Annotated in this window: 12 protein-coding genes and 6 pseudogenes; 14 read left to right on the top strand and 4 right to left on the bottom strand. The window is 75.8% G+C overall.

Annotated features, from left to right (window positions below; all coding sequences use genetic code 11):
- Positions 1-52 precede the first annotated feature (52 nt).
- The 3 genes and pseudogenes from acs to REH70_RS17430 form a co-directional block, all read right to left on the bottom strand.
- A pseudogene (gene acs, locus REH70_RS17440) lies at positions 53-2,067 on the bottom strand (acetate--CoA ligase).
- Between the two features lie 181 nt (positions 2,068-2,248).
- Positions 2,249-2,941 (bottom strand): hypothetical protein, encoded by a 693-nt coding sequence (locus REH70_RS17435; RefSeq protein WP_310749241.1) that lies wholly within the window; start codon positions 2,939-2,941, stop codon positions 2,249-2,251.
- A 128-nt stretch (positions 2,942-3,069) separates the two neighbouring features.
- Positions 3,070-4,460 (bottom strand): annotated as a pseudogene (locus REH70_RS17430) (NAD-dependent malic enzyme).
- A 202-nt stretch (positions 4,461-4,662) separates the two neighbouring features.
- Here REH70_RS17430 and REH70_RS17425 point away from each other — a divergent pair.
- From REH70_RS17425 to REH70_RS17390, 7 genes and pseudogenes are all read left to right on the top strand, one after another.
- Positions 4,663-5,448, top strand: coding sequence for a pilus assembly protein FlpE (locus REH70_RS17425; protein ID WP_310749239.1), 786 nt, complete (start codon positions 4,663-4,665; stop codon positions 5,446-5,448).
- Positions 5,449-5,551: 103 nt separating this feature from the next.
- Positions 5,552-6,744: pseudogene (locus REH70_RS17420) on the top strand (TadA family conjugal transfer-associated ATPase).
- Positions 6,741-7,454: a hypothetical protein gene (locus tag REH70_RS17410; protein ID WP_310749235.1), complete on the top strand. Its 714-nt coding sequence runs from the start codon at positions 6,741-6,743 to the stop codon at positions 7,452-7,454. The pseudogene REH70_RS17420 and the gene REH70_RS17410 overlap by 4 nt, the downstream one beginning before the upstream one ends.
- Entirely contained in the window at positions 7,451-8,017 is a 567-nt protein-coding gene (locus REH70_RS17405) for a type II secretion system F family protein (RefSeq protein ID WP_310754388.1), read from the top strand. Before REH70_RS17410 ends, REH70_RS17405 begins: the two co-directional genes overlap by 4 nt.
- 300 nt (positions 8,018-8,317) lie before the next feature.
- Positions 8,318-8,584, top strand: coding sequence for a DUF4244 domain-containing protein (locus REH70_RS17400; protein WP_310749233.1), 267 nt, complete (start codon positions 8,318-8,320; stop codon positions 8,582-8,584).
- 239 nt (positions 8,585-8,823) lie between these two features.
- On the top strand, positions 8,824-9,141 hold the full coding sequence (locus REH70_RS17395; protein WP_310749231.1) for a TadE family type IV pilus minor pilin: 318 nt from the start codon (positions 8,824-8,826) through the stop codon (positions 9,139-9,141).
- 26 nt (positions 9,142-9,167) lie between these two features.
- A complete protein-coding gene (locus tag REH70_RS17390; RefSeq protein ID WP_310749229.1) occupies positions 9,168-9,545 on the top strand; it encodes an Rv3654c family TadE-like protein in 378 nt (125 codons plus the stop codon).
- Between the two features lie 33 nt (positions 9,546-9,578).
- Here REH70_RS17390 and REH70_RS17385 read toward each other — a convergent pair.
- Positions 9,579-12,235: pseudogene (locus REH70_RS17385) on the bottom strand (DEAD/DEAH box helicase).
- A 218-nt stretch (positions 12,236-12,453) separates the two neighbouring features.
- Between REH70_RS17385 and REH70_RS17380 the strand changes: the two are divergent.
- The 7 genes and pseudogenes from REH70_RS17380 (at position 12,454) to REH70_RS17350 (ending at position 22,632) form a co-directional block, all read left to right on the top strand.
- Positions 12,454-12,789 (top strand): STAS domain-containing protein, encoded by a 336-nt coding sequence (locus tag REH70_RS17380; protein ID WP_310749227.1) that lies wholly within the window; start codon positions 12,454-12,456, stop codon positions 12,787-12,789.
- A 173-nt stretch (positions 12,790-12,962) separates the two neighbouring features.
- Positions 12,963-15,267, top strand: a pseudogene (locus tag REH70_RS17375) (sodium-translocating pyrophosphatase).
- A 68-nt stretch (positions 15,268-15,335) separates the two neighbouring features.
- Positions 15,336-16,004, top strand: a complete 669-nt coding sequence (locus REH70_RS17370) for an endonuclease/exonuclease/phosphatase family protein (RefSeq protein ID WP_310749225.1) — start codon at positions 15,336-15,338, stop codon at positions 16,002-16,004.
- A gap of 58 nt (positions 16,005-16,062) precedes the next feature.
- Complete coding sequence (locus REH70_RS17365; protein WP_310754386.1) at positions 16,063-17,619, top strand: methyltransferase; 1,557 nt, start codon at positions 16,063-16,065, stop codon at positions 17,617-17,619.
- 135 nt (positions 17,620-17,754) lie between these two features.
- Positions 17,755-18,702 carry a phosphatase PAP2 family protein gene (locus REH70_RS17360; protein WP_310749223.1) on the top strand — a complete coding sequence of 316 codons (948 nt, stop codon included), beginning with the start codon at positions 17,755-17,757 and terminating at the stop codon, positions 18,700-18,702.
- Between the two features lie 70 nt (positions 18,703-18,772).
- Positions 18,773-21,588 (top strand): annotated as a pseudogene (topA, locus tag REH70_RS17355) (type I DNA topoisomerase).
- Between the two features lie 75 nt (positions 21,589-21,663).
- Positions 21,664-22,632 carry a Gfo/Idh/MocA family oxidoreductase gene (locus tag REH70_RS17350; RefSeq protein WP_310754384.1) on the top strand — a complete coding sequence of 323 codons (969 nt, stop codon included), beginning with the start codon at positions 21,664-21,666 and terminating at the stop codon, positions 22,630-22,632.
- The last annotated feature ends 37 nt before the right edge of the window (positions 22,633-22,669 follow it).

Below are 22,669 nucleotides of genomic sequence, written 5' to 3'. Positions count from 1 at the left end.
GCTCGGGCCGTGACGTCGGCCCGGGCAGCCGCCGGCGGGTGGAGCGGTGCGGTCAGTCCTCCGCGGACGCGGTGGACTGCTTGTCCATCCCGCGGCTGATGAGGTCCATGACCGAGGCGTCGGCGAGCGTCGTCGCGTCACCGACCGCGCGGTGCTCGGCGACGTCGCGCAGCAGGCGGCGCATGATCTTGCCGGACCGCGTCTTGGGCAGCTCGGCGACCACGAGGATGCTGCGCGGCTTCGCGATCGGGCCGATCTGGCGGGCGACGTGCGCCCGCAGCTCCTCGACCGTGCCGGCGGTCTCGACGTTGCCGCCGCGCAGGATGACGAACGCGACGACGGCCTGACCGGTCGTGTCGTCGGTCGCGCCGACGACGGCCGCCTCGGCCACGGACGGGTGCGACACGAGCGCCGACTCGATCTCGGTGGTCGACAGCCGGTGGCCGGAGACGTTCATGACGTCGTCGACCCGGCCGAGGAGCCAGATGTCGCCGTCGTCGTCCTTCTTGGCGCCGTCCCCGGCGAAGTACAGGCCCGGGAAGCGCGACCAGTAGGTGTCGGCGAAGCGCTGCGGGTCACCCCAGATGCCGCGCAGCATCGCGGGCCAGGGCTCGGTGAGCACGAGGTAGCCGCCGGCCCCGTCGGCCACCGGGTGCGCCTCGTCGTCGACCACGTCGGCGCTGATCCCGGGCAGCGGGACCTGGGCGGAGCCGGGCTTGAGGGTCGTGGCGCCGGGCAGCGGGGAGATCATGATCGCCCCGGTCTCGGTCTGCCACCACGTGTCGACGATCGGGGTGCGGTTGCCGCCGATGACCCGGCGGTACCACATCCACGCCTCGGGGTTGATGGACTCCCCGACGCTGCCGAGCACGCGCAGCGAGGACAGGTCGTGCTCGCCCGGGATCTCCTCGCCCCACTTCATGCAGGTCCGGATCGCGGTCGGCGCCGTGTACAGGATCGAGACGCGGTACTTCGCGACGATCTCCCACCAGCGACCGCGGTCGGGGGTGTCCGGCGTCCCCTCGTAGATCACCTGCGTCGCACCGTTGACCAGCGGGCCGTAGACGACGTACGTGTGGCCGGTGACCCAGCCGACGTCGGCGGTGCACCAGTAGACGTCCGTCTCCGGCTTGAGGTCGAAGACGTTGCGGTGCGTGAACGCCGCCTGCGTGAGGTACCCGCCCGTGGTGTGGAAGATGCCCTTGGGCTTCCCCGTCGTGCCGGACGTGTAGAGGATGAACAGCGGCTGCTCGGCCTCGACCCACACCGGCGTGTGGGTCGGCTCCGCGGCCTCGACCGCCTCGTGCCACCAGACGTCGCGTCCGTCGGTCCAGGCGACCTCCTGGCCGGTGCGACGCACGACGAGCACCTTCTCGACCGGTCCGCCCCCGCGAGCGCCTCGTCGACGGCGGGCTTGAGCGCGCTCGCAGAGCCGCGCCGGTAGCCGCCGTCGGCGGTGATGACGACCTTGGCCTCGGCGTCCTCGATGCGGGAGCGGAGCGCCTCCGCGGAGAAGCCGCCGAAGACGACGGAGTGCGCGGCGCCGATGCGCGCGCACGCGAGCATCGCGACGACGGCCTCGGGGATCATCGGCAGGTAGATCGCGACCCGGTCGCCGGTGACGACCCCGAGGTCGGCCAGCACGTTCGCTGCCCGGGAGACCTCACGCTGCAGGTCCGCGTAGGTGATCGTGCGCGTGTCGCCGGGCTCGCCCTCGAAGTGGATCGCGACCCGGTCGCCGTGACCCGCCTCGACGTGCCGGTCGACGGCGTTGTAGCAGGCGTTGAGCGTGCCGTCCGCGAACCATCGCGCGACGGGGGCGCCGGACCAGTCGAGCACCTCGGTGAACGGCTGCTGCCACGCGATCAGCTCGCGGGCCTGGTCGGCCCAGAACCCCGTGCGGTCCGCGGCGGCCCAGGCGTACAGCTCGGGGTGCGCGTTGGCCTGCTCGGCGAACCGCGCGTCCGGCGGGAAGCGTCGGTCCTCGCTCGACAGGTTCTCCAGGCCGGGCGACGTGGGGGACTCCTGGGTCACAACTCCTCCGGTCCGCAGCTCGGCTGCGCGCATGGGTGACTGCTCTGTCGGTCCTGCTGCCGCCGCACTCTAGTCCGACGCCGACGGGCGGTGGCGCGTTGTCGCGCCCCGCGCGCCGGTGCTCCGGTCGGTGCCGTGGCGGTGCCCTGCCGGTGCCGTGCCGGTGCCGTGCCGGTGCCGTGAGTCAGCCCTGGCGGAGCCGGGGACGGTGCGGTCATCGGCGCCCGGTGGAGGTCCGGGTGCGCTCGCGGAACGCCCCCACCGCGATGCCCCGCCGCCGGACCAGCGACGCCGCGAACCCCGCGGCCAGCAGCACCACGCCGAGGGTGAAGATCATGCCGGTGGTGGCGATCGTGATGATGGTGAGGACGCCCTCGCGGTTCTGCTGCGTCGCGAGCAGCCGCACCGTCTCGCGGTGGGTGTCCACCGGGGCGAACAGGTAGGCGGCGCCGACGACGAGCGCCAGCAGCCCGCCGGCGAACGGGATCGTGCTCGTGCGCACGGCGAGCAGCGCGACGCCGCCGGCGACCAGCGCGCCGAGGGTCACGAGCACCATGCCGAGGGCGTCGGGGCTCACGGCGTCCTCGCCCGCCCCGGCCGAGAGGATGCGCGACATCCCCAGCGCGAGCAGCACCAGGGCGACCGCGGTCAGCACGATGCCGATGAGCACGCCGACGACGTGGCCGCCGGGCCCGGTGGTGCGTGGCCCCGCCGGCTCGGGGGCGGCGGGGGTCGTGGCCCGCGGGGTGTCCGCCGGCCCGGTCCCGGCGGGTCCGGCGGACGTGCTGCCGGCGGGACGGGACGTGCCGGCGGACGTGCTGCCGGCGGGACGGGACGTGCCGCCGGACGCGCCCGGCGGGACACCGGGGGTCGTGCCGTCCGGACGGCGGGGATCGGTGCTGCTCATCGGTGCTCCTGTGCGGCCGGCGGTGGCCGGCGGCAGGGGCCGGCCCGGTACTCCGCCCACGCTAGGGCGACGGGGGTGCGCCGCCCGGCGGGTCCCGGACCGGCGGGCGTCGGCGTCCGCGTCCGCGCTCAGCCGCCGGCCCGGGCGGCCTTCTCGACCGCGGCCGCGACGACCGTGGTGACCTCCGGGTTGAAGACGCTGGGGACGATGTAGGTCGGGTTGAGCTCCTCCGGCGCCACCACCGAGGCGAGCGCGGTCGCCGCGGCCAGCAGCATCGCGTCGTCGATGTGGTGCGACTGCGCGTCCAGCAGCCCGCGGAACACGCCGGGGAACGCGAGGACGTTGTTGATCTGGTTGGCGAAGTCGGAGCGGCCGGTGCCGACGACGGCGGCGTGCTGCGCCGCCTCGACCGGGTCGACCTCGGGGCGGGGGTTCGCCAGGGCGAACACGATGGAGCGATCGGCCATGCGGGCGACGTCGTCGGCGGTGATGACGTCGGGTGCGGAGACGCCGATGAAGACGTCCGCGCCGACGAGCGCCTCGGCGATCGTGCCGCTCACCCGCCGGGGGTTGGTGTGCTGCGCCGTCCACGCGAGCTCGGGGGACAGCCCTGGGCGGTCGGGGTGCAGGACGCCGTCGATGTCGGCGACGACGACGTCGACCGCCCCGGCCGCGAGGAGGAGCTTGAGCACGGCCGTCCCGGCCGCGCCGGCGCCGGAGAGCACGACGCGGACGTCGGGCAGCTCCTTGCCGACCACGCGTAGCGCGTTGGTCAGCGCGGCCAGGGTCACGATCGCGGTGCCGTGCTGGTCGTCGTGGAACACCGGGATGTCCAGGCGCTCGCGCAGTCGCCGCTCGATCTCGAAGCAGCGCGGGGCCGAGATGTCCTCGAGATTGATGCCGGCGAACACCGGGGCGATCGCGCAGACCGTGTCGACGATCCGGTCGACGTCGGTCGTGTCGAGCGCGATCGGGAACGCGTCGATGCCGGCGAAGCGCTTGAACAGCGCCGCCTTGCCCTCCATGACCGGGAGCGCGGCGAGCGGTCCGAGGTCCCCCAGGCCGAGCACCGCGGTGCCGTCGGTGACCACCGCGACGGTGTTGCGCTTGATGGTGAGGTTGCGTGCGTCGGCCGGGCGCGCCGCGATCGCCTGGCAGACCCGGGCGACCCCGGGCGTGTAGACCATCGACAGGTCGTCCCGGTTGCGCAGCGGGACCTTGGACTCGATCGACAGCTTGCCGCCCAGGTGCAGCAGGAAGGTGCGGTCGCTGACCCGCTCCACCTGCACCCCGGGCAGCGCGCGCAGCCGCTCGACGATGGCGCTGGCGTGCGTGTCGCCGGTGGTCGCGCAGGTCACGTCCACGGTGATGCGCTCGTGCCCGGACGCGGTGACGTCCAGGGCGGTCACGATGCCGCCCTCCTCTCGATCGCCGTGGTCAGCTCGCTGACGGCGGTCGGGCGGGCCTCGACCTCGAGGCGCACGGTGATCGAGGACGACACGCTCGGCGCTGAACCCATGGGGCCATCTTGCCCCTCGGGGCCCGGTGGCGGCCGGAGGCGAGCCGCGCGCCCCGACCCCGGCCGCTGGGGACGCGTCGTCGTGCACCGTGCGCGCCGACGCGGCGCCCGGTCCGGAATCCGGGCGGGCACCGTCGGGTCGGGCCACCGCTCCGTGGGTGAGCGGCCGACCACCGGGCGACGACGACGAGGGGGCGCGGACGTGGAGCAGGCGGGGACCGTCGTCGGTGTGGTGGGAGCGCGCGGCGGGGCCGGGGCGACGACCCTCGCCGCGGGGCTTGCGCAGGCGTGGCGCACCGCGGCCGACCCCCGCGAGCGCGGGCGGCGTGCCGGGCGCGGGGGTGGTGGCCGACGCCGGCCGGTCGCCACCCCGGACGACGAGCGCGCGCCGGTCGTGCTGGTCGACCTGGACGCGTCGGGTGCCGGGCTGGACGTCCACCTGGGCATCGAGGCGGTCGACGGCGTCCGGTGGGCCGACCTGTCCGACGCGCGCGGTGACGTCCCCGGGGAGGAGCTCGCCGCCCTGCTGCCGGTGTGGGGCGGCGTTCCGGTGCTCAGCGGGGACCGGTGGCGGCCGGGGCCGGCGCCGCCGGAGGTGGTCGCCGACGTGCTGGCCGCCCTGGTGTCGTGCCACCGCACGGTCGTGATCGACCTCGGCCGCCGGGAGGTGCTCGACCGGGGGCCGGCCGTCGCGGGCTGCACCGTGGTGCTCGTCGTGGCGCCGCGGGACGTCCGGTCGGTCGCCGGGGTGGTCGCGCTGCGGCAGGCCCTGCTCCCGACCGTCCCCGACGTCCGCCTCGTGGTGCGCGGACCGGGACCGGGCGGCCTGACCGCGCTCGAGATGGCGCACGTCGTCGACGTCCCGGTGGCGGCCACCGTCGGGGACGACCGGCACCTCGCAGCGCTCGTCGAGCGCGGGCTGGGCCCGACGCCCCGGCGGGGCCGGTTCGCGCGCGCGGTCGCGGGGCTCGCGGAGGGCCTGTCGTGACCGGCGCACGGGTCGCGCCCGGGCTGCCCGTCCCGGATGCGGTCGAGCCCGAACGCCCCGGGTGGCCCCCGGTCCCGGGGCGGACCCGCCGGTGAGTCCGGACCTGCTGCACGAGGTCCGGGCCCGGCTCGTGCGCGACGGCGCAGTGCCCTCCGCCGACCACGTGCGCGCCGTGGTGCGCGAGTGCGGTGCGGTGCTCGGCAGCCGGGCGCTGGCGACGCTGGTGGTCGCGGTGCGGGCCGAGATGCTCGGTGCCGGCCCGCTGCAGGCGCTGCTGGACGCGCCCGCGGTGACCGACGTGCTGGTCAACGCCCCGGACGAGGTGTGGGTGGAGCGGGCCGGTCGCCTCGAGCGGGCCCCCGTCGACCTCGGGTCGCCGGAGGCGGTGCGGGCGCTCGCCGTCCGGCTGGCGGCGTCCGGAGGGCAGCGGCTCGACGACGCCTCACCGCTCGTGGACGCCCGGTTGCCGGACGGGACCCGCCTGCACGCGGTCCTGCCCCCGGTCGGCGGGGCGTGCACGCTGCTGTCGCTGCGGGTGCTGCGCCCGCGTGCGTTCACGGTCGACGAGCTGGTCACCACCGGCGGCATCGCGCCCGGGTTCGCGCCGGTGCTGCGGGGGCTCGTCGCGGCGCGCGCGAACGTGCTGGTCTCCGGGGCCACGGGCACGGGGAAGACGACGCTGCTGTCCGCGCTGCTCTCCCTGGTGCCGCGGGATGAGCGCATCGTGTGCATCGAGGAGGCCGGCGAGCTCGTCCCCGACCACCCGCACGTCGTGCGGCTGCTCACCCGGCGGCCCAACGTCGAGGGGTCCGGCGCGGTCGGGCTCGCCGACCTCGTCCGGCAGGCGCTGCGCATGCGCCCGGACCGGATCGTGCTCGGTGAGTGCCGTGGCGCAGAGGTCCGCGAGGTCCTCACGGCCCTGAACACGGGCCACGAAGGGGCTGGGCCACGCTGCACGCCAACACCGCGGCAGACGTCCCGGCCCGGTTGGAGGCGCTGGCGGCGCTGGCCGGCATGGACCGCGACGCGGTCGCGGCGCAGGCCACGAGCGCGGTCGACGCGGTCGTCCACCTGCGTCGGTCCGACACCCGGCGCGTCCTCGCCGAGATCGGGGTCGTGCAGCGCGCCCCGAGCGGGCAGGTGGAGGTCGTCACCGCGTTGCGCCGGTCACCGGGCGACGGCGACAGGGATGCCGAGGGTGAGGATGCCGAGGGCGGGGGTGCCGAGGGCGTGGTGCCCGGGCCTGGGTGGCCGGCCCTGGAGCGCCGCCTCACGGGCGGGGGTGGCGGGGGATGAGCTGGCTGGTCGGTGTGCTCGTCGCGGCAGCGGTGCTCACGGCACGCGGTCCGGGCGGTCGGTCACCGGCGCGGATCGCCGTCCGGCCGGGCCCCGACGCGGACGCCGGCGCAGGCACCGGCTCGGTGCCCCGCGGGGTGCCGGCCGGTCCGTGGGGTCCGCTGCTCCGGGTGCTCCGCCGCAGGCATCTCGCGGCGCAGGGCTCGCTGACGGGCCCCGACCTCGCCCTGCTCGTCACGGACGTCGCCGCGCGGCTGCGGTCGGGGGCCGACCCGCTCACGGCGTGGGAGCAGGCCCTGGGCCGCCCGGTCCCGCCCGGTGGGCCCACGGTCACCGACCTCGCGCGGCTGCCCGGCGAGCGCGACGGGGCGGCCGTCGTGGTCGTCGCCGGCCGCCTCGCCGCCGAGCTCGGCGCGCCCCTCGCGCCCCTGCTCGACGGCGTCGCGGCCACGCTCGCGGCGCAGGCGGAGGCCGACGGGGACCGGCGTGCGGCGCTCGCCGGTCCGCAGGCCACCGCGCGCGTGCTGACCGGGCTGCCCGTCCTCGGGGTCCTGCTCGGCACGGCGATCGGTGCCGACCCGCTCGCGGTGCTGCTCGACGGCGCGCTGGGGTCCGTGGCGCTGGCGTGCGGCGGGGGACTGCTGCTCGCGGGCCGGGTGTGGACGGCTCGCCTCGCCCGCAGTGCCGCGTCCGCGGGCCGCGCCTCGTGAGCGTCCTGCTGGTGCTGGCGTCGGTGCTCGCCGTCGGGGCCGGGGCGCCGTGGTGGTGCACCCGGCCTGCCCGGCGGCTGCCTGCGGTGTCCCGCGAGCCGGTCGTGGGAGCGGGACGCGCGGCGGACGACGTCGGCCCGGTCGACGTCGTCGTCGTCCTGGGTCTGCTGGACGCGGCGATCGCCTCGGGCGCCGGTCTGCCCCGGGCCCTGGCGGCCGTCGGCCGAGCGATGGGTGGGCCCGACGGTGCAGCGCTCGTCCGGGCGTCCGCCGCGCTCGTCATGGGGTCGGGATGGCCGGCCGCGTGGGCCGGCGCGCCGGCGCGGCTGGCCCCTGTCGCCCAGGCCCTCGCCTCGACCTGGGCGACGGGGGCGGCCCCCGGGCCGGCCCTGCGGGCGGGCGCCGAGCAGCTCGTGCGTGAGCGCCGTGCGCAGGTCCGCGAGGCGGCCGGGCGCCTCGGCGTCCGGCTCGTCCTGCCGCTGGGGCTGTGCTTCCTGCCGGCGTTCGTCCTCCTCGGTCTGGTGCCGGTCATGGTGTCGGTCGGGGCGCAGCTCGCGCGGTGACCCGTCCTCAGGCCGGAGCGTGCGCAGCGTCGTCCACCGGCGCCGGGACGCGAGGCGTCGGGGGCTCGCGGTGGTCGGCAGCGTGGGTGCTCCGATCCCTTCACGACAAGGAGCACGACATGTCCCTCACCCTGACCCGCCGGGCGCTCACCGCACGGACGACCGCCCGTCCGGCCTCGCCGGCCGGCGTCGTACTCCGCTGGTCGGTCATCGCCGGCGGCGCGGCGTCGCCGGCCGGTCTCCCCGCCGTCGCGGCCCTCGCCACGCCCGCGCAGCCCGCCGACGGGGACGTGCACCCCGGTGATCGACGGCGACGCGGTGCGGCACCGGGACGCCGACGGCGTCGCGCAGCCGCCGATGGCCGACGGTGCGGCGGTGGAGCGCCCCTCCGGCGCGGCCGGACCCGAGCCCACGGCACTCGACCCGGAGGCGGGGATGGCGACCGCGGAGTACGCGATCGCGACGGTCGCCGCCGCCGGCTTCGCGGGGCTGCTCATCGTCATCCTGCGCAGCGGCGAGGTCCGTGAGCTGCTGCTGGGCATCATCCGCTCGGCGCTCGCGGTATGACCGGCGGCGGAGCGGCGGTCATCCCGAGCCAGGGGCCCACACGGAGCCCGAGGTCGGGGCCCACGGCGAGCCCGAGCCCGGGACTCGCTCCGAGCCCGAGGGCCGCTCCGAGCCCGGGGCCCACCCGGGGCCCGGGCATCGGTGCCCCGGCCCGCGCAGGTGTCGACCGTGCCGACGGGGTCGACCGCACCAGCCGCACCAGCCGCACCGGCCGCACCGACCGCTCCGACCGGGGCACGGTGACGGCGGAGCTCGCGCTCGCGCTGCCCGCCGTGGTCGGGGTGCTCGTGGTCGTCCTCCTGCTCGCGACGGCCGCGACGTCCCAGCTGCGCTGCGCCGACGCGGCACGTGCCGGTGCCCGTGCGGCCGCCCTGGGGGAGCCCACCGGCGTCGTCACCGCGATCGCCGACCGGCTCGCCGGGCCGGGGGCGAGCGTGCGGGTGGACCACGACGGGGTCTGGGTCACGGTGACCGTCCGGCGATCGCTCGCGAGCGGACCGCTCGGGGTGGGCGACCTCACCGCGCAGGCCAGTGCCACCGCCCGGGTCGAGCCGTGAGGACGGGTGGCGGGCCCGGGTGCGCCATGAGTGCCCGCGACCGCGGCGCCGGCACGGTCCTGGTCGTCGCGGTGGTCGCGGTCGCGCTCGTCCTGCTGAGCGGCGTCGCGCTGCTCGTGGGAGCCGAGCGTGGGCGCGCGACCGCGCAGTCCGCGGCGGACCTGGCTGCGCTGGCCGCCGCGGCACGTCTCGCCCACCCGGGCGGCGGGGCGGGCAGCGCCTGCGCGGTGGCGCGTGAGGTCGCGACCCGGAACGGGGTCCGCCTCACCGGCTGCCGGACGCGGCCCGACGGCGTGGTGGACGTGACGACCACCCGGAGCGCCGGGGTGGTGGGGACGGCGTCCGCGAGCGCCCGGGCCGGACCGGCGGACGCGCGCCCTCCACCGGTGTCCGCCGGAGGGTGACCGGTCGGAGGGTGACCGTGCCTCCCCGGGCTGTCAGGCCGGCGCGTGCGCGAGCACCGCGTCGAGCAGACGGAGCGCGCCGTGCTTCTCCAGCGGGTTGTTGCCGTTCCCGCACTTGGGGGACTGGACGCACGCCGGGCACCCGTCCGAGCAGCGGCAGGTCGCGATCGCCTCCCGCGTCGCGCGCAGCCACTGGGACCCCAGGTGGAAGCCGCGCTCGGCGAAGCCTGCGCCGCCCGGGTAGGCGTCGTACACGAACACGGTCGCCTGCTCGGTGTCGACGTGCATCGCGGTCGACACTCCACCGAGGTCCCAGCGGTCGCACGTCGCGAGCAGAGGCAGCAGGCCGATGGAGGCGTGCTCGGCGGCGTGCAGCGCCCCGGGCGCGAGGTCGGCATCGAGCCCCGCCCCTCGAGGACCGACGCGGGCGCCGTCCACCACACGCCCGTGGTCGACAGCGTCTGCGCCGGCAGGTCGAGCGGCTCGGAGCCGAGGACCTGCATGTCCGGGATGCGCTTGCGCTGGAAGCTGACGACCTGCGTGGTGACGTCGACCGGGCCGAAGCCCCACGTCACCGGGCCCCACTGCCGGTGCTCCCGGACCGCGCGGATGTCGATGGAGGTCTGCCACCGCGCCCACGTGCCGAAGTCCACCGAGCGCCGGCCGACGAGCGCGACGCCGTCCGCCAGGTGCAGCTCCGACACGACGAAGGTCGCGCCCTGGTGCACGTACACCGCGCCGGGGTGGAGCGTCGCATCGGCGGACGACGCGTCGACCGTGCCGAGCATCCGTCCCGTCGACTCCTCGACGACGCGGACGGGGTCGCCCCCGGTACCGCGCAGGTCGGTGAGGCGCGCGGCGCTGTCGGCGTGCGTCCAGTACCAGCCGGACGCACGCCGGCGCAGCGCCCCGCGCTCGACGAGGACGTCGAGGAGCTCGCGCGTGCCGGGCCCGAACAGGTCGCAGTCCTCGCTGCGCAGCGGCAGCTCGGCCGCCGCCGCGCACAGGTGGGGCGCCAGGACGTACGGGTTGGTCGGGTCGAAGACGGTGGCCTCGACCCCGGCCTCGAAGATGGCCTCGGGATGGTGCACCAGGTACGTGTCGAGCGGGTCCTCACGGGCGACCAGGGCGACCAGCCCCTCGCTCCCGGCGCGCCCCGCGCGGCCGGCCTGCTGCCACAGGGACACGCGGGTGCCCGGCCAGCCCGCGATGAGCACGACGTCGAGGCCGGAGATGTCCACCCCGAGCTCGAGGGCGTTCGTGGTGGCGAGCGCGCGCAGGCGGCCGTCGCGGATCGAGGACTCCAGCGCGCGGCGCTCCTCCGGCAGGTACCCCCCGCGGTAGGCGGCGACCTGGGTGACCAGCGCCGGGTCGACGGCGAGCAGGTGCTGCTGGGTCACCGCGGCGACGGACTCCGCGGCACGGCGCGAGCGGGTGAACGCGAGCGTGCGCGCCCCGGCCACCGTGAGGTCGGCGAGGAGGTCGGCGATCTCGGCGGTCGCCGACCGGCGGGGCCGCGCGGGGTCGTCCTCGACCACCCCGGAGCCGCTGCCCTCCAGCCGGCCGTCGTCGAGCCCGGACCCCCGGGCGTCCCGCGGGACCGCACGATCGTCCGTATCGTCGGCCGCTGACGCCACGGTCCCCGCCCCCGGCGCCGCGACGTCGACGGCCGGAGCTGCCTCGAGGGCCGGGGCCACCGTGGCGGTGGGAGCCGCGGACGCCGGTGCCCCGGTGGGGACGGCCGTGGCCCACGGGTCCTCCACGGGCGCCGCGGACGCGCGGACGGACGTGCCCTTGGCCTCCACGACGGCGTGGCCGGGCACCTCGGGCGGCTGCCACAGCGCGAAGGTCTTGCGTCCGGCCGGCGAGGAGTCGCGGGTCACCGCCACCACGTCGTCGGCGTCGACCCCCAGCAGCCGCGCCGCGCTCAGGGCGGGGTCGGCCGTCGTGGCCGACGCCATGAGGAACGTCGGCCCCGCCGGGTCCCCGAGGTGGGCCGCGAGCCGCCGCAGGCGGCGGAGCACGGCCGCCACGTGGGCACCGAAGACGCCACGGAACGCGTGGCACTCGTCGACGACCACGTAGCGCAGCGACGTGAGCAGCCGCACCCACCGCCGGTGGTGCGGCAGGAGGGCGAAGTGCAGGAAGTCGGGGTTCGTCAGGACGACGTCGGCGTGGTCCTGCACCCAGCGACGCTCCTCGACCGGGGTGTCGCCGTCGCAGGTGGCGACCCGCACGTCACGGGCCCGGCCGGCCGCGAGCAGCCGCTCGAGCCCGGCGAGCTGGTCCGCCGCCAGCGCCTTGGTGGGCGACAGGTACAGCACCGACCCGCGCCGGCGCGCCGACTCGATGCGCCCGGGCTCGAGCGTCGTCGCGGCGACGTCGGCCCGCACCGACGTGAGCGACGGGAGCCAGAACGCCAGCGACTTGCCCGAGCCGGTCGACGTCGCCACGACCGTGTGACGCCCGGACCACGCGGCCTCGGCGGCCTCCACCTGGTGCTCCCACGGCCGCCGGACCCCCAGGGCCCGGTAGCCGGCCACGAGGTCGGGGTCGGCCCACCCGGGCCAGTCGGCCTGCACGCCGGTGCGTTCGGGGAGGTGGTGCACGTGGGTCAGCCGGTCGGTGCGCCGGCCGTGCGCGACGAGCACGTCGAGCAGCTCCGCGGAGCGGTGGGACGCCTCGCTCACCGTCCGCCCTGCCCGCCGTCGACCACGGGCCGAGTCTCCCACCCGACGGTGACACCCGCCGCGCCGGCCGCCGCTCCGCCCGGTCGCCCGGCCTGTGCTCCGCCCGATCACCCGATCACCCGATCACCCGACGGCCCGGTCGCCCGGACGACGGACGGCCGTCGGTCCGGCGGGGGCCGTTTGGTTAGATACGGTGGTTGTCCCCGAGGAGGTGAGTCATGGACGTCTCCGTCCACACAGAGGTGCACGGCGACCAGGTCGTCGTTCAGGTCGCCGGTGAGATCGACGTCTACACCGCGGCGTCACTGCGCGAGAAGCTGGCCGAGCTCATCGACGCCGACCACACGGACGTGATCGTCGATCTCACCGGGGTCACCTTCATGGACTCGACCGGTCTGGGCGTCCTCGTCGGTGCGCTGAAGAAGGTCCGCGGCTACGGCGGTCGGCTCCAGCTGGTCATCGACCAGGAGAAGGTCATCAAGGTCTTCCGCATCACCGCGCTCACCCAGGTCTTCACGATCCACGAGACCCTGGACGCCGCGCTCGCGAGCTGAGGTGGCGGGCCGCGTCGCCCGGACGGGTGACGCGGTGAGAGCCGACGGGTGTGCCGTCGGCCCGCGCGAGATGGCGGGTGCGTCTGGCTAGACTGCGCGCAGTCCGGCCGGCAACGGGGCCGCCGGGCACAGGGGGCGAGGCTCTCGGGCCTGCGCGGTGTCGAGGAGGACGCATGCTCACGCTCGGAACCACGAGCCTCACCATCGTCGGTGTGGTCGCCGCGATCGCCGTCGTCTGCCTGTTCTACGCGGTCGTGCTGCGACGACAGGTGCTCGCCGCGGGCGAGGGCACGCGCGGCATGCAGGACATCGCGCAAGCGATCCAGGAGGGCGCCTCCGCCTACCTCAACCGGCAGTTCCGCACCCTCGCGCTGTTCGCGGTCGTCGTGTGCGCGCTGCTGTTCCTGCTGCCGGGGGACACCGGCATCAAGGTCGGCCGGTCCGTGTTCTTCCTGCTCGGCGCGGGCTGCTCGGCGGCGATCGGCTACCTGGGCATGTGGCTCGCGACCCGCGCGAACCTGCGCGTCGCCGCCGCGGCCTCGCTGCCCGGCGGGCGCGCCGAGGGCGCCCGGATCGCCTTCCGCACCGGCGGGGTCGTGGGCATGTGCGTCGTCGGGCTCGGCCTGGCCGGCGCCGCCGTCGTCGTCCTCATCTGGCGCGGCGACGCGCCCGCGGTCCTCGAGGGCTTCGGCTTCGGCGCCGCGCTCCTGGCCATGTTCATGCGCGTGGGTGGCGGCATCTTCACCAAGGCGGCCGACGTCGGTGCCGACCTGGTCGGCAAGGTCGAGCAGGGCATCCCGGAGGACGACCCCCGCAACGCCGCCACGATCGCGGACAACGTCGGCGACAACGTCGGCGACTGCGCCGGCATGGCCGCCGACCTGTTCGAGTCCTACGCCGTCACGCTCGTCGCCGCGCTGATCCTCGGCAAGGCGGCGTTCGGCGAGGAGGGCCTGGTCTTCCCGCTCATCGTGCCGGCGATCGGGGCGCTCACCGCGATCCTCGGCGTCATGATCACCCGGGTCCGCGGCGCCGAGAGCGGGCTGACGGCGATCAACCGCGGGTTCTACACCTCCGCCGCGGTCGCCGCGGTGCTCTCCGGGGCGGCCGCGTACGTCTACCTTCCGTCCACGTTCGCCGGGCTGACCGGCGCGGGGAGACGCTCGTCGGGAACACCGGCGACCCGCGGCTCGTCGCGACCGGCGCCGTCCTCATCGGCATCGTGCTGGCCGGGGTCATCCTGTGGCTCACCGGATACTTCACCGGCACGACCTCCAAGCCCACGATCCACGTCGCGCGCACCTCCCAGACCGGCGCCGCCACCGTGGTGCTCTCCGGGATCGGGGTCGGCTTCGAGTCCGCCGTCTACACCGCCGGCATCATCGCCGCCGCCATCTGCGCGGCGTTCCTGCTCTCCGGCGGCTCGGTCGTCCTCGCCCTGTTCCTCATCGCGCTCGCCGGCTGCGGGCTGCTGACGACGGTCGGCGTCATCGTCGCGATGGACACCTTCGGCCCGGTCAGCGACAACGCGCAGGGCATCGCGGAGATGTCCGGGGACGTCTCCGCGGAGGGCGCGCAGACGCTGACCGACCTGGACGCCGTCGGGAACACCACGAAGGCCATCACCAAGGGCATCGCGATCGCGACCGCCGTGCTCGCCGCGACCGCGCTGTTCGGCTCCTACGCGGCGTCGGTGGCGGACGCGCTCGCGGAGCTCGGTGAGTCGGTCGCCAGCGCGGGCACGGGCCTGACCGGCGCGATGATGACCTACGAGATCATCAGCCCGATCACGCTCGTCGGGGTCATCCTCGGCGGCGCGACAGTGTTCCTCTTCTCGGGCCTCGCGATCGACGCGGTCACCCGCGCCGCCGGCGCGATCGTGTTCGAGGTGCGCCGCCAGTTCCGGGACAACCCCGGGATCATGACCGGCGAGGTGCGGCCCGAGTACGGCAAGGTCGTCGACATCTGCACCCGCGACTCGCTGCGTGAGCTCGCGACCCCGGTCTGCTCGCCGCGTTCGCCCCCATCGCCGTCGGCTTCGGTCTCGGGGTCGGCCCGCTCGCCGGGTTCCTCGCCGGGGCGATCGCGACCGGCGTCCTCATGGCGGTGTTCCTCGCCAACGCGGGCGGTGCGTGGGACAACGCCAAGAAGATCGTCGAGGACGGCCACTACGGCGGGAAGAACTCCGACGCGCACGCCGCCGTCGTCATCGGCGACACCGTCGGCGACCCGTTCAAGGACACCGCCGGGCCCGCCATCAACCCGCTCATCAAGGTGATGAACCTCGTCGCGCTCCTCATCGCGCCGGCGGTCGTCGCCATCAGCGTGGGCGACGACGCCAACCACGTCGCCCGGCTCGGGATCGCCCTGGCCGCGACGGCGATCGCGTTCGGTGCGGTCATCGCCTCCCGCCTGCGGGCCGCCCGGGTCGACGCCGAGGGGCGCCTGGAGCACGAGGCGCAGCTCGTCCGCGACTGACGGCGTACCCCGCCCGGCCCGCCCGGCCCCGAATCGCCGCGTCCGCGCGGCTGGGGTGGGATGGGCCCATGCGAGTGATGACCTACAACGTCAAGGGCCTGGACATCGGCGTCGACGCACTGGTCGAGGTCATCGGTGACGCCGCACCCGACGTGCTGGCCCTGCAGGAGCCGCCGCGTGGACGGCAGGGACGCCGGCGCCTGGACGACCTCGCCCGGCGCACCGGGATGCGCGTCGTCGTCGGTCCGGGGCCGTCCCGCACGACCACGGTGCTCGTGGGCGTCGGCGTCCCGGTCGACGAGGCTCGCGGGCAGGCGCTGCCGTGGCGGATCGGGCAGGTGCCGCGCGGGTACGCCGTGGTCCGCGTCGGTGGGGTCACGGTGGTCGACCTGCACCTGCCGCTCGGGTCCCGGGAGCGGCTCGCCCACCTCGACCGGGTGCTGCACGACGTCCTGGCGGGGCCGGGCCCGTACGTCGTGCTCGGCGACCTCAACGAGGAGCCGGGTGGTCCGGTGTGGGCGCGGCTGGCCGCGGGCCTGGTCGACGCCGTCGCGTCGCCCGCCCCGACCTTCACCGCCCGGCGACCGCGACGCCGGATCGACGCCGTCATGGTCAGCCCCGAGCTGCGGGTGACCGGCTCGTCCATCCGCCGCGACGACGTCACCCGCCGGGCGAGCGACCACCTGCCCATCGTCGTGGACCTTGACGTCGACATCGACGTCGACGTGGCGGGGTGAGGACCGCGTCGGGCGCGATGATGGCGCGGTGCCCCTCGACGACGTGCCCTCCGACGACATGACGCCCCACGACCTGCCGCGCACCGACCCCCGCGGCCTGGACCGGCTGCGCGCCGACCTCGCGGCCGCGCTGTTCACCGTCGACGGCGTCGACGACCTCCTCGGGCCGCTGGCCTCCGCCGCGCTGCACCGCGAGGAGCCGGTGCCCGCCCTGCGGGTGACCGGCCCCGGGTCGACGGCGCCGGAGCGCGCCACCCTCGTCCGGCTGTTCGTCCTGGGCGCCGACGTCGCGCGCGACGAGGCGGACCGCGCCCTCGCGACGCTGGGCGTGGACGGCGCCCGCCACCTCGGGCTGGTCCGGGCCGCGGGCCACGGCGCGGACGACCCGGTCCGGGCGCTCGTCGACCTGCGCCCCCTGCGCGTCGACGACGCCGCCGGGTCCGTGGACTGGTGGCTCGCGTCCGACCTCGGCGAGCTCGCAACCGGGCGGACGCTGCGGACCGACCACGTGCTCGGCGTCGGTGGTGCGTCGACGACGCTCGCGCAGGTCACGATCCGCGAGCCGGTCGGGCGGGTGCTCGACCTGGGGACCGGGTGCGGGATCCAGGCGCTGCACGCCTCCCGGCACTCCGGCGCCGTCGTCGGCACGGACATCTCCACCCGCGCGCTCGCCTTCGCGCAGTTCAACGCCGCGCTCGCGGGCCTGGGGCCGGACCGCCTCGGGCTGCGCGCGGGCTCGATGCTCGAGCCGGTCGCCGGCGAGCGGTTCGACCTGGTCGTGTCCAACCCGCCGTTCGTCATCACCCCGCGCGCCGCGGGGGTGCCGGCGTACGAGTACCGCGACGGCGGCCGCTCCGGCGACGACGTCGTCCGGGACCTGATCACGGGGGTCGGCGACGTCCTGGAGCCGGGCGGCGTCGCCCAGCTGCTCGGCAACTGGGAGGTGCGCGGCGGTGCGGACTGGGACGAGCGCGTCGGGCAGTGGCTGGACGCCTCCGGGCTGGACGGGTGGGTCGTCCAGCGCGAGCTCCAGGATCCCGCGGAGTACGCCGAGACCTGGATCCGCGACGGCGGCGCGACCCCGGACCGCGACCGCGCGGCCTGGCGCGCGCAGTACGACGCCTGGCTGGACGACTTCGCCGCCCGGGACGTGACGGCGATCGGGTTCGGCATCGTGACGCTGCGGCGTCCCGTCGCCGGGGCGCCGACGCTGCGCCGGCTCGAGGAGCACACCGGCGCCGTCCGGCAGCCGCTCGGCGCCCACCTCGCCGCGGCGCTCGCCGCGCACGACTGGTTGTCCCGCACCGACGACGCGGCGCTCGCCGGGTCGCGGCTCACGGTCGCCCCGGACGTCACCGAGGAGCGCTACCTCACCCCGGGCAACGCCGACCCCGACGTCGTCCTGCTGCGCCAGGGCGGTGGCTTCGGCCGGGCCGTGCGGGCCGGGACCGCACTGGCCGGTCTGGTCGGCGCGTGCGACGGCGAGCTGACCGTCGGCCAGCTCGTCGGCGGCATCGCGGCGCTGTTCGAGGTCCCGGCCGCGGACGTCGCCGCGGACGTCCTGCCGTCGGTGCGTGGGCTCGTGGGCGACGGGATGCTCGTGCCGGTGACCTGAGCGCCGACCGGCCCGGACGACGACGACGCACCGGCGCCCGACGTGGGTGCCCTCGCCTACCGTGGTGGGGTGTCCTCCGCCGCGCCCCTCCCCGCACCCCGGTCCGCCCCACGACCGGTCCGCACGCGGACGCGCGTGGGCTCGGTGGTGGTCGGACTGCTCGTCGCGGCCGCCTCCGCGGTCGGCGTCTGGTTCGTGTGGCGCGTGTTCGTCACCACCTACACCGGCCAGCGCGTCGACCAGGTGGTGTTCGAGGGCTCGTCCTACGGGCGCGGACGGCTGTGGCGGATCGCGGAGCCGGTGCTCGACGTCGTGTCGGTGCCCTACATCGCCCTCGTGCTGCTGGCGGCGGTGCTCATCGCGACCCTGCGGCGACGGTGGGAGCTCGCGGTGCAGGTCGCCGTCCTCATGGGTGGCGCCAACCTCACCACCCAGGTGCTCAAGTACTGGGTGTTCGACCGCCCGGAGCTGGGCATCTCGCCGGGCTCGGCCAACGCGCTGCCGAGCGGCCACACCACCGCGGCCGCCTCGGTGTCGGCGGCGCTGGTGTTCGTGGTGCCGCCCCGTCTGCGTCCGTGGGCGGCGGTGCTGGGTGCCGGGTACACGTCCGCGACGGGCGTCTCCACGCTGGTCGGTCGCTGGCACCGGCCCAGCGACGTGGTCGCCGCGATCCTCGTGGTGCTCGCGTGGAGCGGGCTGGCGTGCGCCCTGACCACGGTGTCCCGCGGGATCCTCGGCCCGTCCCGGACGCCACCCGGCGACGGCGACCCCACTGGCGCCGACCCGGACATGTCGGCGACCGCGGCGATCGCGCTGCGCGGCGCACCGGCGCGCAACACCGCCCGCGTCATCGGGGGGATGCTGGTGCTGGCGGCCGTCGGGACGGCGGTCCCGGCCGCCATCGCCCTGCGCCAGGTGTGGTTCGCGCCGGACGCGCCCGCGACGGGCACCGAGCTGCTCACCGGGTACATCGGCGGGGCGCTCGGCGTGGTCGCCGCGTCCTGCCTGGCGTTCGCGATCCTCCTGGCCGTCCGCGAGCTCGCCGGACGGGCCGCCGGTCCGACCGCGGGCCGAGGTGTTTGACCCGGGGACGTAGAGTGCCCGGCGACGCGCTCCCCGAGCCGTCCCGCTGGTCTGCTGAAGAGAGGTCCGTATGTCCGCCCCCCGCAAGCTCGTCATCGTGGAGTCGCCGGCCAAGGCGCGCACGATCGCCGGATACCTCGGCGACGGGTACGAGGTGGAGGCCAGCGTCGGCCACATCCGCGACCTGCCGCAGCCCTCCGAGCTGCCCGCCGAGATGAAGAAGGGACCCTTCGGCCGGTTCGCCGTCGACGTCGACAACGGCTTCGAGCCGTACTACGTCGTCGACGCGGACAAGAAGAAGAAGGTCGCCGAGCTCAAGCGCCTGCTCAAGGACTCCGACGAGCTCTACCTCGCCACCGATGAGGACCGCGAGGGCGAGGCCATCGCCTGGCACCTGCTGCAGGAGCTCAAGCCCAAGGTCCCGGTCAAGCGGATGGTCTTCCACGAGATCACCCGCGAGGCGATCGCCCGCGCGCTGGAGAACACCCGCGAGCTCGACGGGGCGCTCGTCGACGCCCAGGAGACCCGGCGCATCCTCGACCGGCTCTACGGCTACGAGGTCTCCCCGGTGCTGTGGCGCAAGGTCCGCCAGGGCTTGTCGGCCGGCCGGGTCCAGTCCGTCGCCACCCGCCTCGTCGTCGAGCGCGAGCGCGAGCGGATGGCGTTCCGCGCCGCGGACTACTGGGACGTGCGCGGCGACTTCGCGGTCACCGACCCCCAGTCGCAGGACGCAGCCGACGCCGCGCCCTTCTCCGCACGCCTCGCCACCGTCGACGGCGCCCGCGTCGCCACCGGCCGTGACTTCGACGACCGCGGGGCGCTCAAGACCCGCGACGCCGTCCACCTCGACGAGGCGGGCGCCCGCGGCCTGGTCGACGGGCTCGCCGACGCGCAGTTCGCCGTCCGCAGCCTCGAGACCAAGCCGTACTCGCGCAAGCCGGCCGCGCCCTTCACCACCTCGACCCTCCAGCAGGAGGCATCGCGCAAGCTGCGGATGGGCTCGCGCCAGACCATGCGCACCGCGCAGGGGCTGTACGAGAACGGCTACATCACCTACATGCGGACCGACTCGCCCACGCTGAGCACGCAGGCCGTCGACGCCGCGCGCCGCCAGGCCGCCGAGCTGTACGGCGCCGAGTACGTGCCCGGGTCGCCGCGCGTCTACGCGTCGAAGAACAAGGGCGCGCAGGAGGCGCACGAGGCGATCCGCCCCGCCGGCGACTCGTTCCGCACGCCCGCCCAGGTCGCCCGCGAGCTCTCCGGCGACCAGTTCCGGCTGTACGAGCTCATCTGGAAGCGCACCGTCGCCTCGCAGATGGCCGACGCCCGCGGCTCCACCGCCTCGGTGCGGCTCGGTGCCCGCGCCGCCGACGGGCGCGACGCCGTCTTCGCGGCGTCCGGCACGGTCATCACGTTCCGCGGCTTCATGGCCGCGTACGAGGAGGGCCGGGACACCGACCGCTACGCCGACGACGCCGCCCCGGCGGCCGAGGGGCCGGTGCGGCGTCCGGCGAGGGCTCCGGGTCGAAGAAGGGCGCGCCCGCCGAGACCCGGCTGCCGCAGATGGCCGAGGGGGACGCGCTGACGGCGAGCGACCTCGAGGCCGACGGCCACCGCACGTCGCCGCCGCCGCGCTACACCGAGGCCTCCCTCATCAAGGCGCTCGAGGAGCGCGGCATCGGCCGCCCCTCGACGTACGCGGCGACCATCTCGGTCATCCAGGACCGCGGGTACGTCATCTCCCGCGGGCAGGCGCTCGTGCCGAGCTGGCTCGCGTTCGCCGTCACCCGCCTGCTGGAGGAGAACTTCGAGCGGCTCGTCGACTACGACTTCACCGCCGCCATGGAGGCGGACCTCGACCGGATCGCCGCGGGCGAGGAGGACCGCCGCGAGTGGCTCGGCCGGTTCTACTTCGGCGCGGAGCACACGGGGGACTCCGAGCTCACCGGTGGTCTGCGCCAGCTCGTCGAGGGCCTCGGCGAGATCGACGCCCGCGAGGTCAACTCCATCCCGATCGGGGACGGGCTCACGCTGCGCGTCGGCCGCTACGGGCCGTACATCGAGGACGTCTCGACGCTGGACGCGGACGGGGACCCCAAGCGCGCGTCGGTCCCGGACGACCTCGCCCCGGACGAGCTCACCGTCGAGAAGGCCCGCGAGCTCATGGAGACGCAGGCCGACGGCGACGTCGTGCTCGGCGAGGACCCGTCCACCGGCACCACGATCGTCGCGCGCAGCGGCCGGTACGGGCCCTACGTCACCGAGCTGCTGCCCGAGCCCGAGCTCGACCCGGGGCTGTCCGCGGCCGCGAAGAAGAAGGCGCTCGCGGCCGCGCCCAAGCCGCGCACGGCGTCGCTGCTCAAGACGATGCAGCTCGCCACGATCACCCTCGACGACGCCCTGCGGCTGCTGTCGCTGCCCCGCGTGGTCGGCGTCGACCCCGAGTCCGGCGACGAGATCACCGCGCAGAACGGGCGCTACGGGCCCTACCTCAAGCGCGGCACGGACTCCCGGACGCTGCCCACCGAGGAGGCGATGTTCGACATCACCCTCGAGGAGGCGCTCGCGATCTACGCCCAGCCCAAGCGCGGCCGGGGTGCGACCGCGGCCGCACCGCTGCGCGAGCTCGGCGAGGACCCCGTGTCGAAGAAGCCGGTCGTGGTCAAGGAGGGCCGCTTCGGCCCGTACGTGACCGACGGCGAGACGAACGCGACCCTGCGCAAGGAGGACGCCGTCGAGTCGGTGACCCTCGAGCGCGCGGCGGAGCTGCTCGAGGAGAAGCGGGCGCGCGGTCCGGCCAAGGGCCGCAAGACCGCCGCCAAGAAGGCCCCGGCCAAGCGCGCGCCGGCGAAGAGCACGGCGAAGAAGGCGACCGCCAAGAAGTAGACGCGGGAGCCACGCCCGCGGCGGCCACTAGGTTGGTCGCATGAGCCACGTCGAGGACCCCGCAGCGCCCCGCCGATCCGCTGGGGGATCCTCGGCGCCGGCAGCATCGCCGGCTCGTTCGCCGCGGCGGTGAACGGGTTCACCCGCGCCCAGCTCGTCGCCGTCGGGTCGCGCAACCGGGACCGCGCCGAGCGCTTCGCCACCGCGCACGGCATCCCGACGACCCACGTCGGCTACCGCGACCTCGTCGAGGACCCGCAGGTCGACGCCGTGTACGTCGCGACCCCGCACTCCGAGCACCGCGAGCAGGCCCTGCTCGCGATCGGCGCGGGCAAGCACGTGCTCGTCGAGAAGGCGTTCACCCGCAACACCGCGGAGGCCGAGGAGATCTTCGCCGCCGCGCGCGCCGCCGGGGTCTTCGTCATGGAGGCCATGTGGACGCGGTTCCTGCCGCACGTCGCCGCCCTGCGCCGTGTCATCGCCGGCGGCGAGATCGGCGAGATCGTCAACGTCTCGGCCGACAACGGCCACAGCTTCGGCTTCGACCCGACCGGCCGCCTGTGGGACCCAGCGCTGGCCGGCGGGGCGCTGCTCGACCTCGGGGTCTACCCGATCTCCTTCGCGCACGACCTGCTCGGCGTGCCGGACGCCGTGCACGCCGTCGGGCAGCTGACGACCACCGGCGTCGACGGTCAGGTGAGCGTCGTGCTCAGCTACGGCGAGCGCGCGCAGGCCACGCTGTCGACGACGCTGTGGGCGCGCACGCCGACCCGCGCGCACATCTCCGGCACCGAGGGGTCGATCCAGGTCGACGGCCCGTTCTACGCCCCGTCGTCGTTCACCGTGACCCGCAACGACGGGGGGCGCTGGACGTTCGAGCAGCCCGTCGCGCGCGGCCTGCAGTACGAGGCCGCCGAGCTCGCCCGGTGCGTGGCCGCGGGACGGACCGAGAGCGAGCGCATGACCTGGGACGGCACCCTGGACGTCCTGCGGACGATGGACGAGGTCCGCCGCCAGGTCGGCCTGGTCTACCCCGGGGAGTGACGCGGCGGCCGCGTGGGCGGCCCCGGTTACCCTGGCG

Source organism: Cellulomonas sp. ATA003, assembly GCF_031582905.1.
Classification (GTDB): domain Bacteria; phylum Actinomycetota; class Actinomycetes; order Actinomycetales; family Cellulomonadaceae; genus Pengzhenrongella.
Note: the sequence above shows the minus strand (reverse complement) of the source record. Positions and strands in the feature narration are given on the sequence as shown.

Bases quoted from the DNA above. Each gene is read 5' to 3' on its own strand.
- REH70_RS17435 (WP_310749241.1), bottom strand. From the start codon at position 2,941: ATGAGCAGCACCGATCCCCGCCGTCCGGACGGCACGACCCCCGGTGTC.
- REH70_RS17410 (WP_310749235.1), top strand. From the start codon at position 6,741: ATGAGCTGGCTGGTCGGTGTGCTCGTCGCGGCAGCGGTGCTCACGGCA.
- REH70_RS17390 (WP_310749229.1), top strand. From the start codon at position 9,168: ATGAGTGCCCGCGACCGCGGCGCCGGCACGGTCCTGGTCGTCGCGGTG.
- REH70_RS17380 (WP_310749227.1), top strand. From the start codon at position 12,454: ATGGACGTCTCCGTCCACACAGAGGTGCACGGCGACCAGGTCGTCGTT.
- REH70_RS17370 (WP_310749225.1), top strand. From the start codon at position 15,336: ATGCGAGTGATGACCTACAACGTCAAGGGCCTGGACATCGGCGTCGAC.
- REH70_RS17365 (WP_310754386.1), top strand. From the start codon at position 16,063: ATGACGCCCCACGACCTGCCGCGCACCGACCCCCGCGGCCTGGACCGG.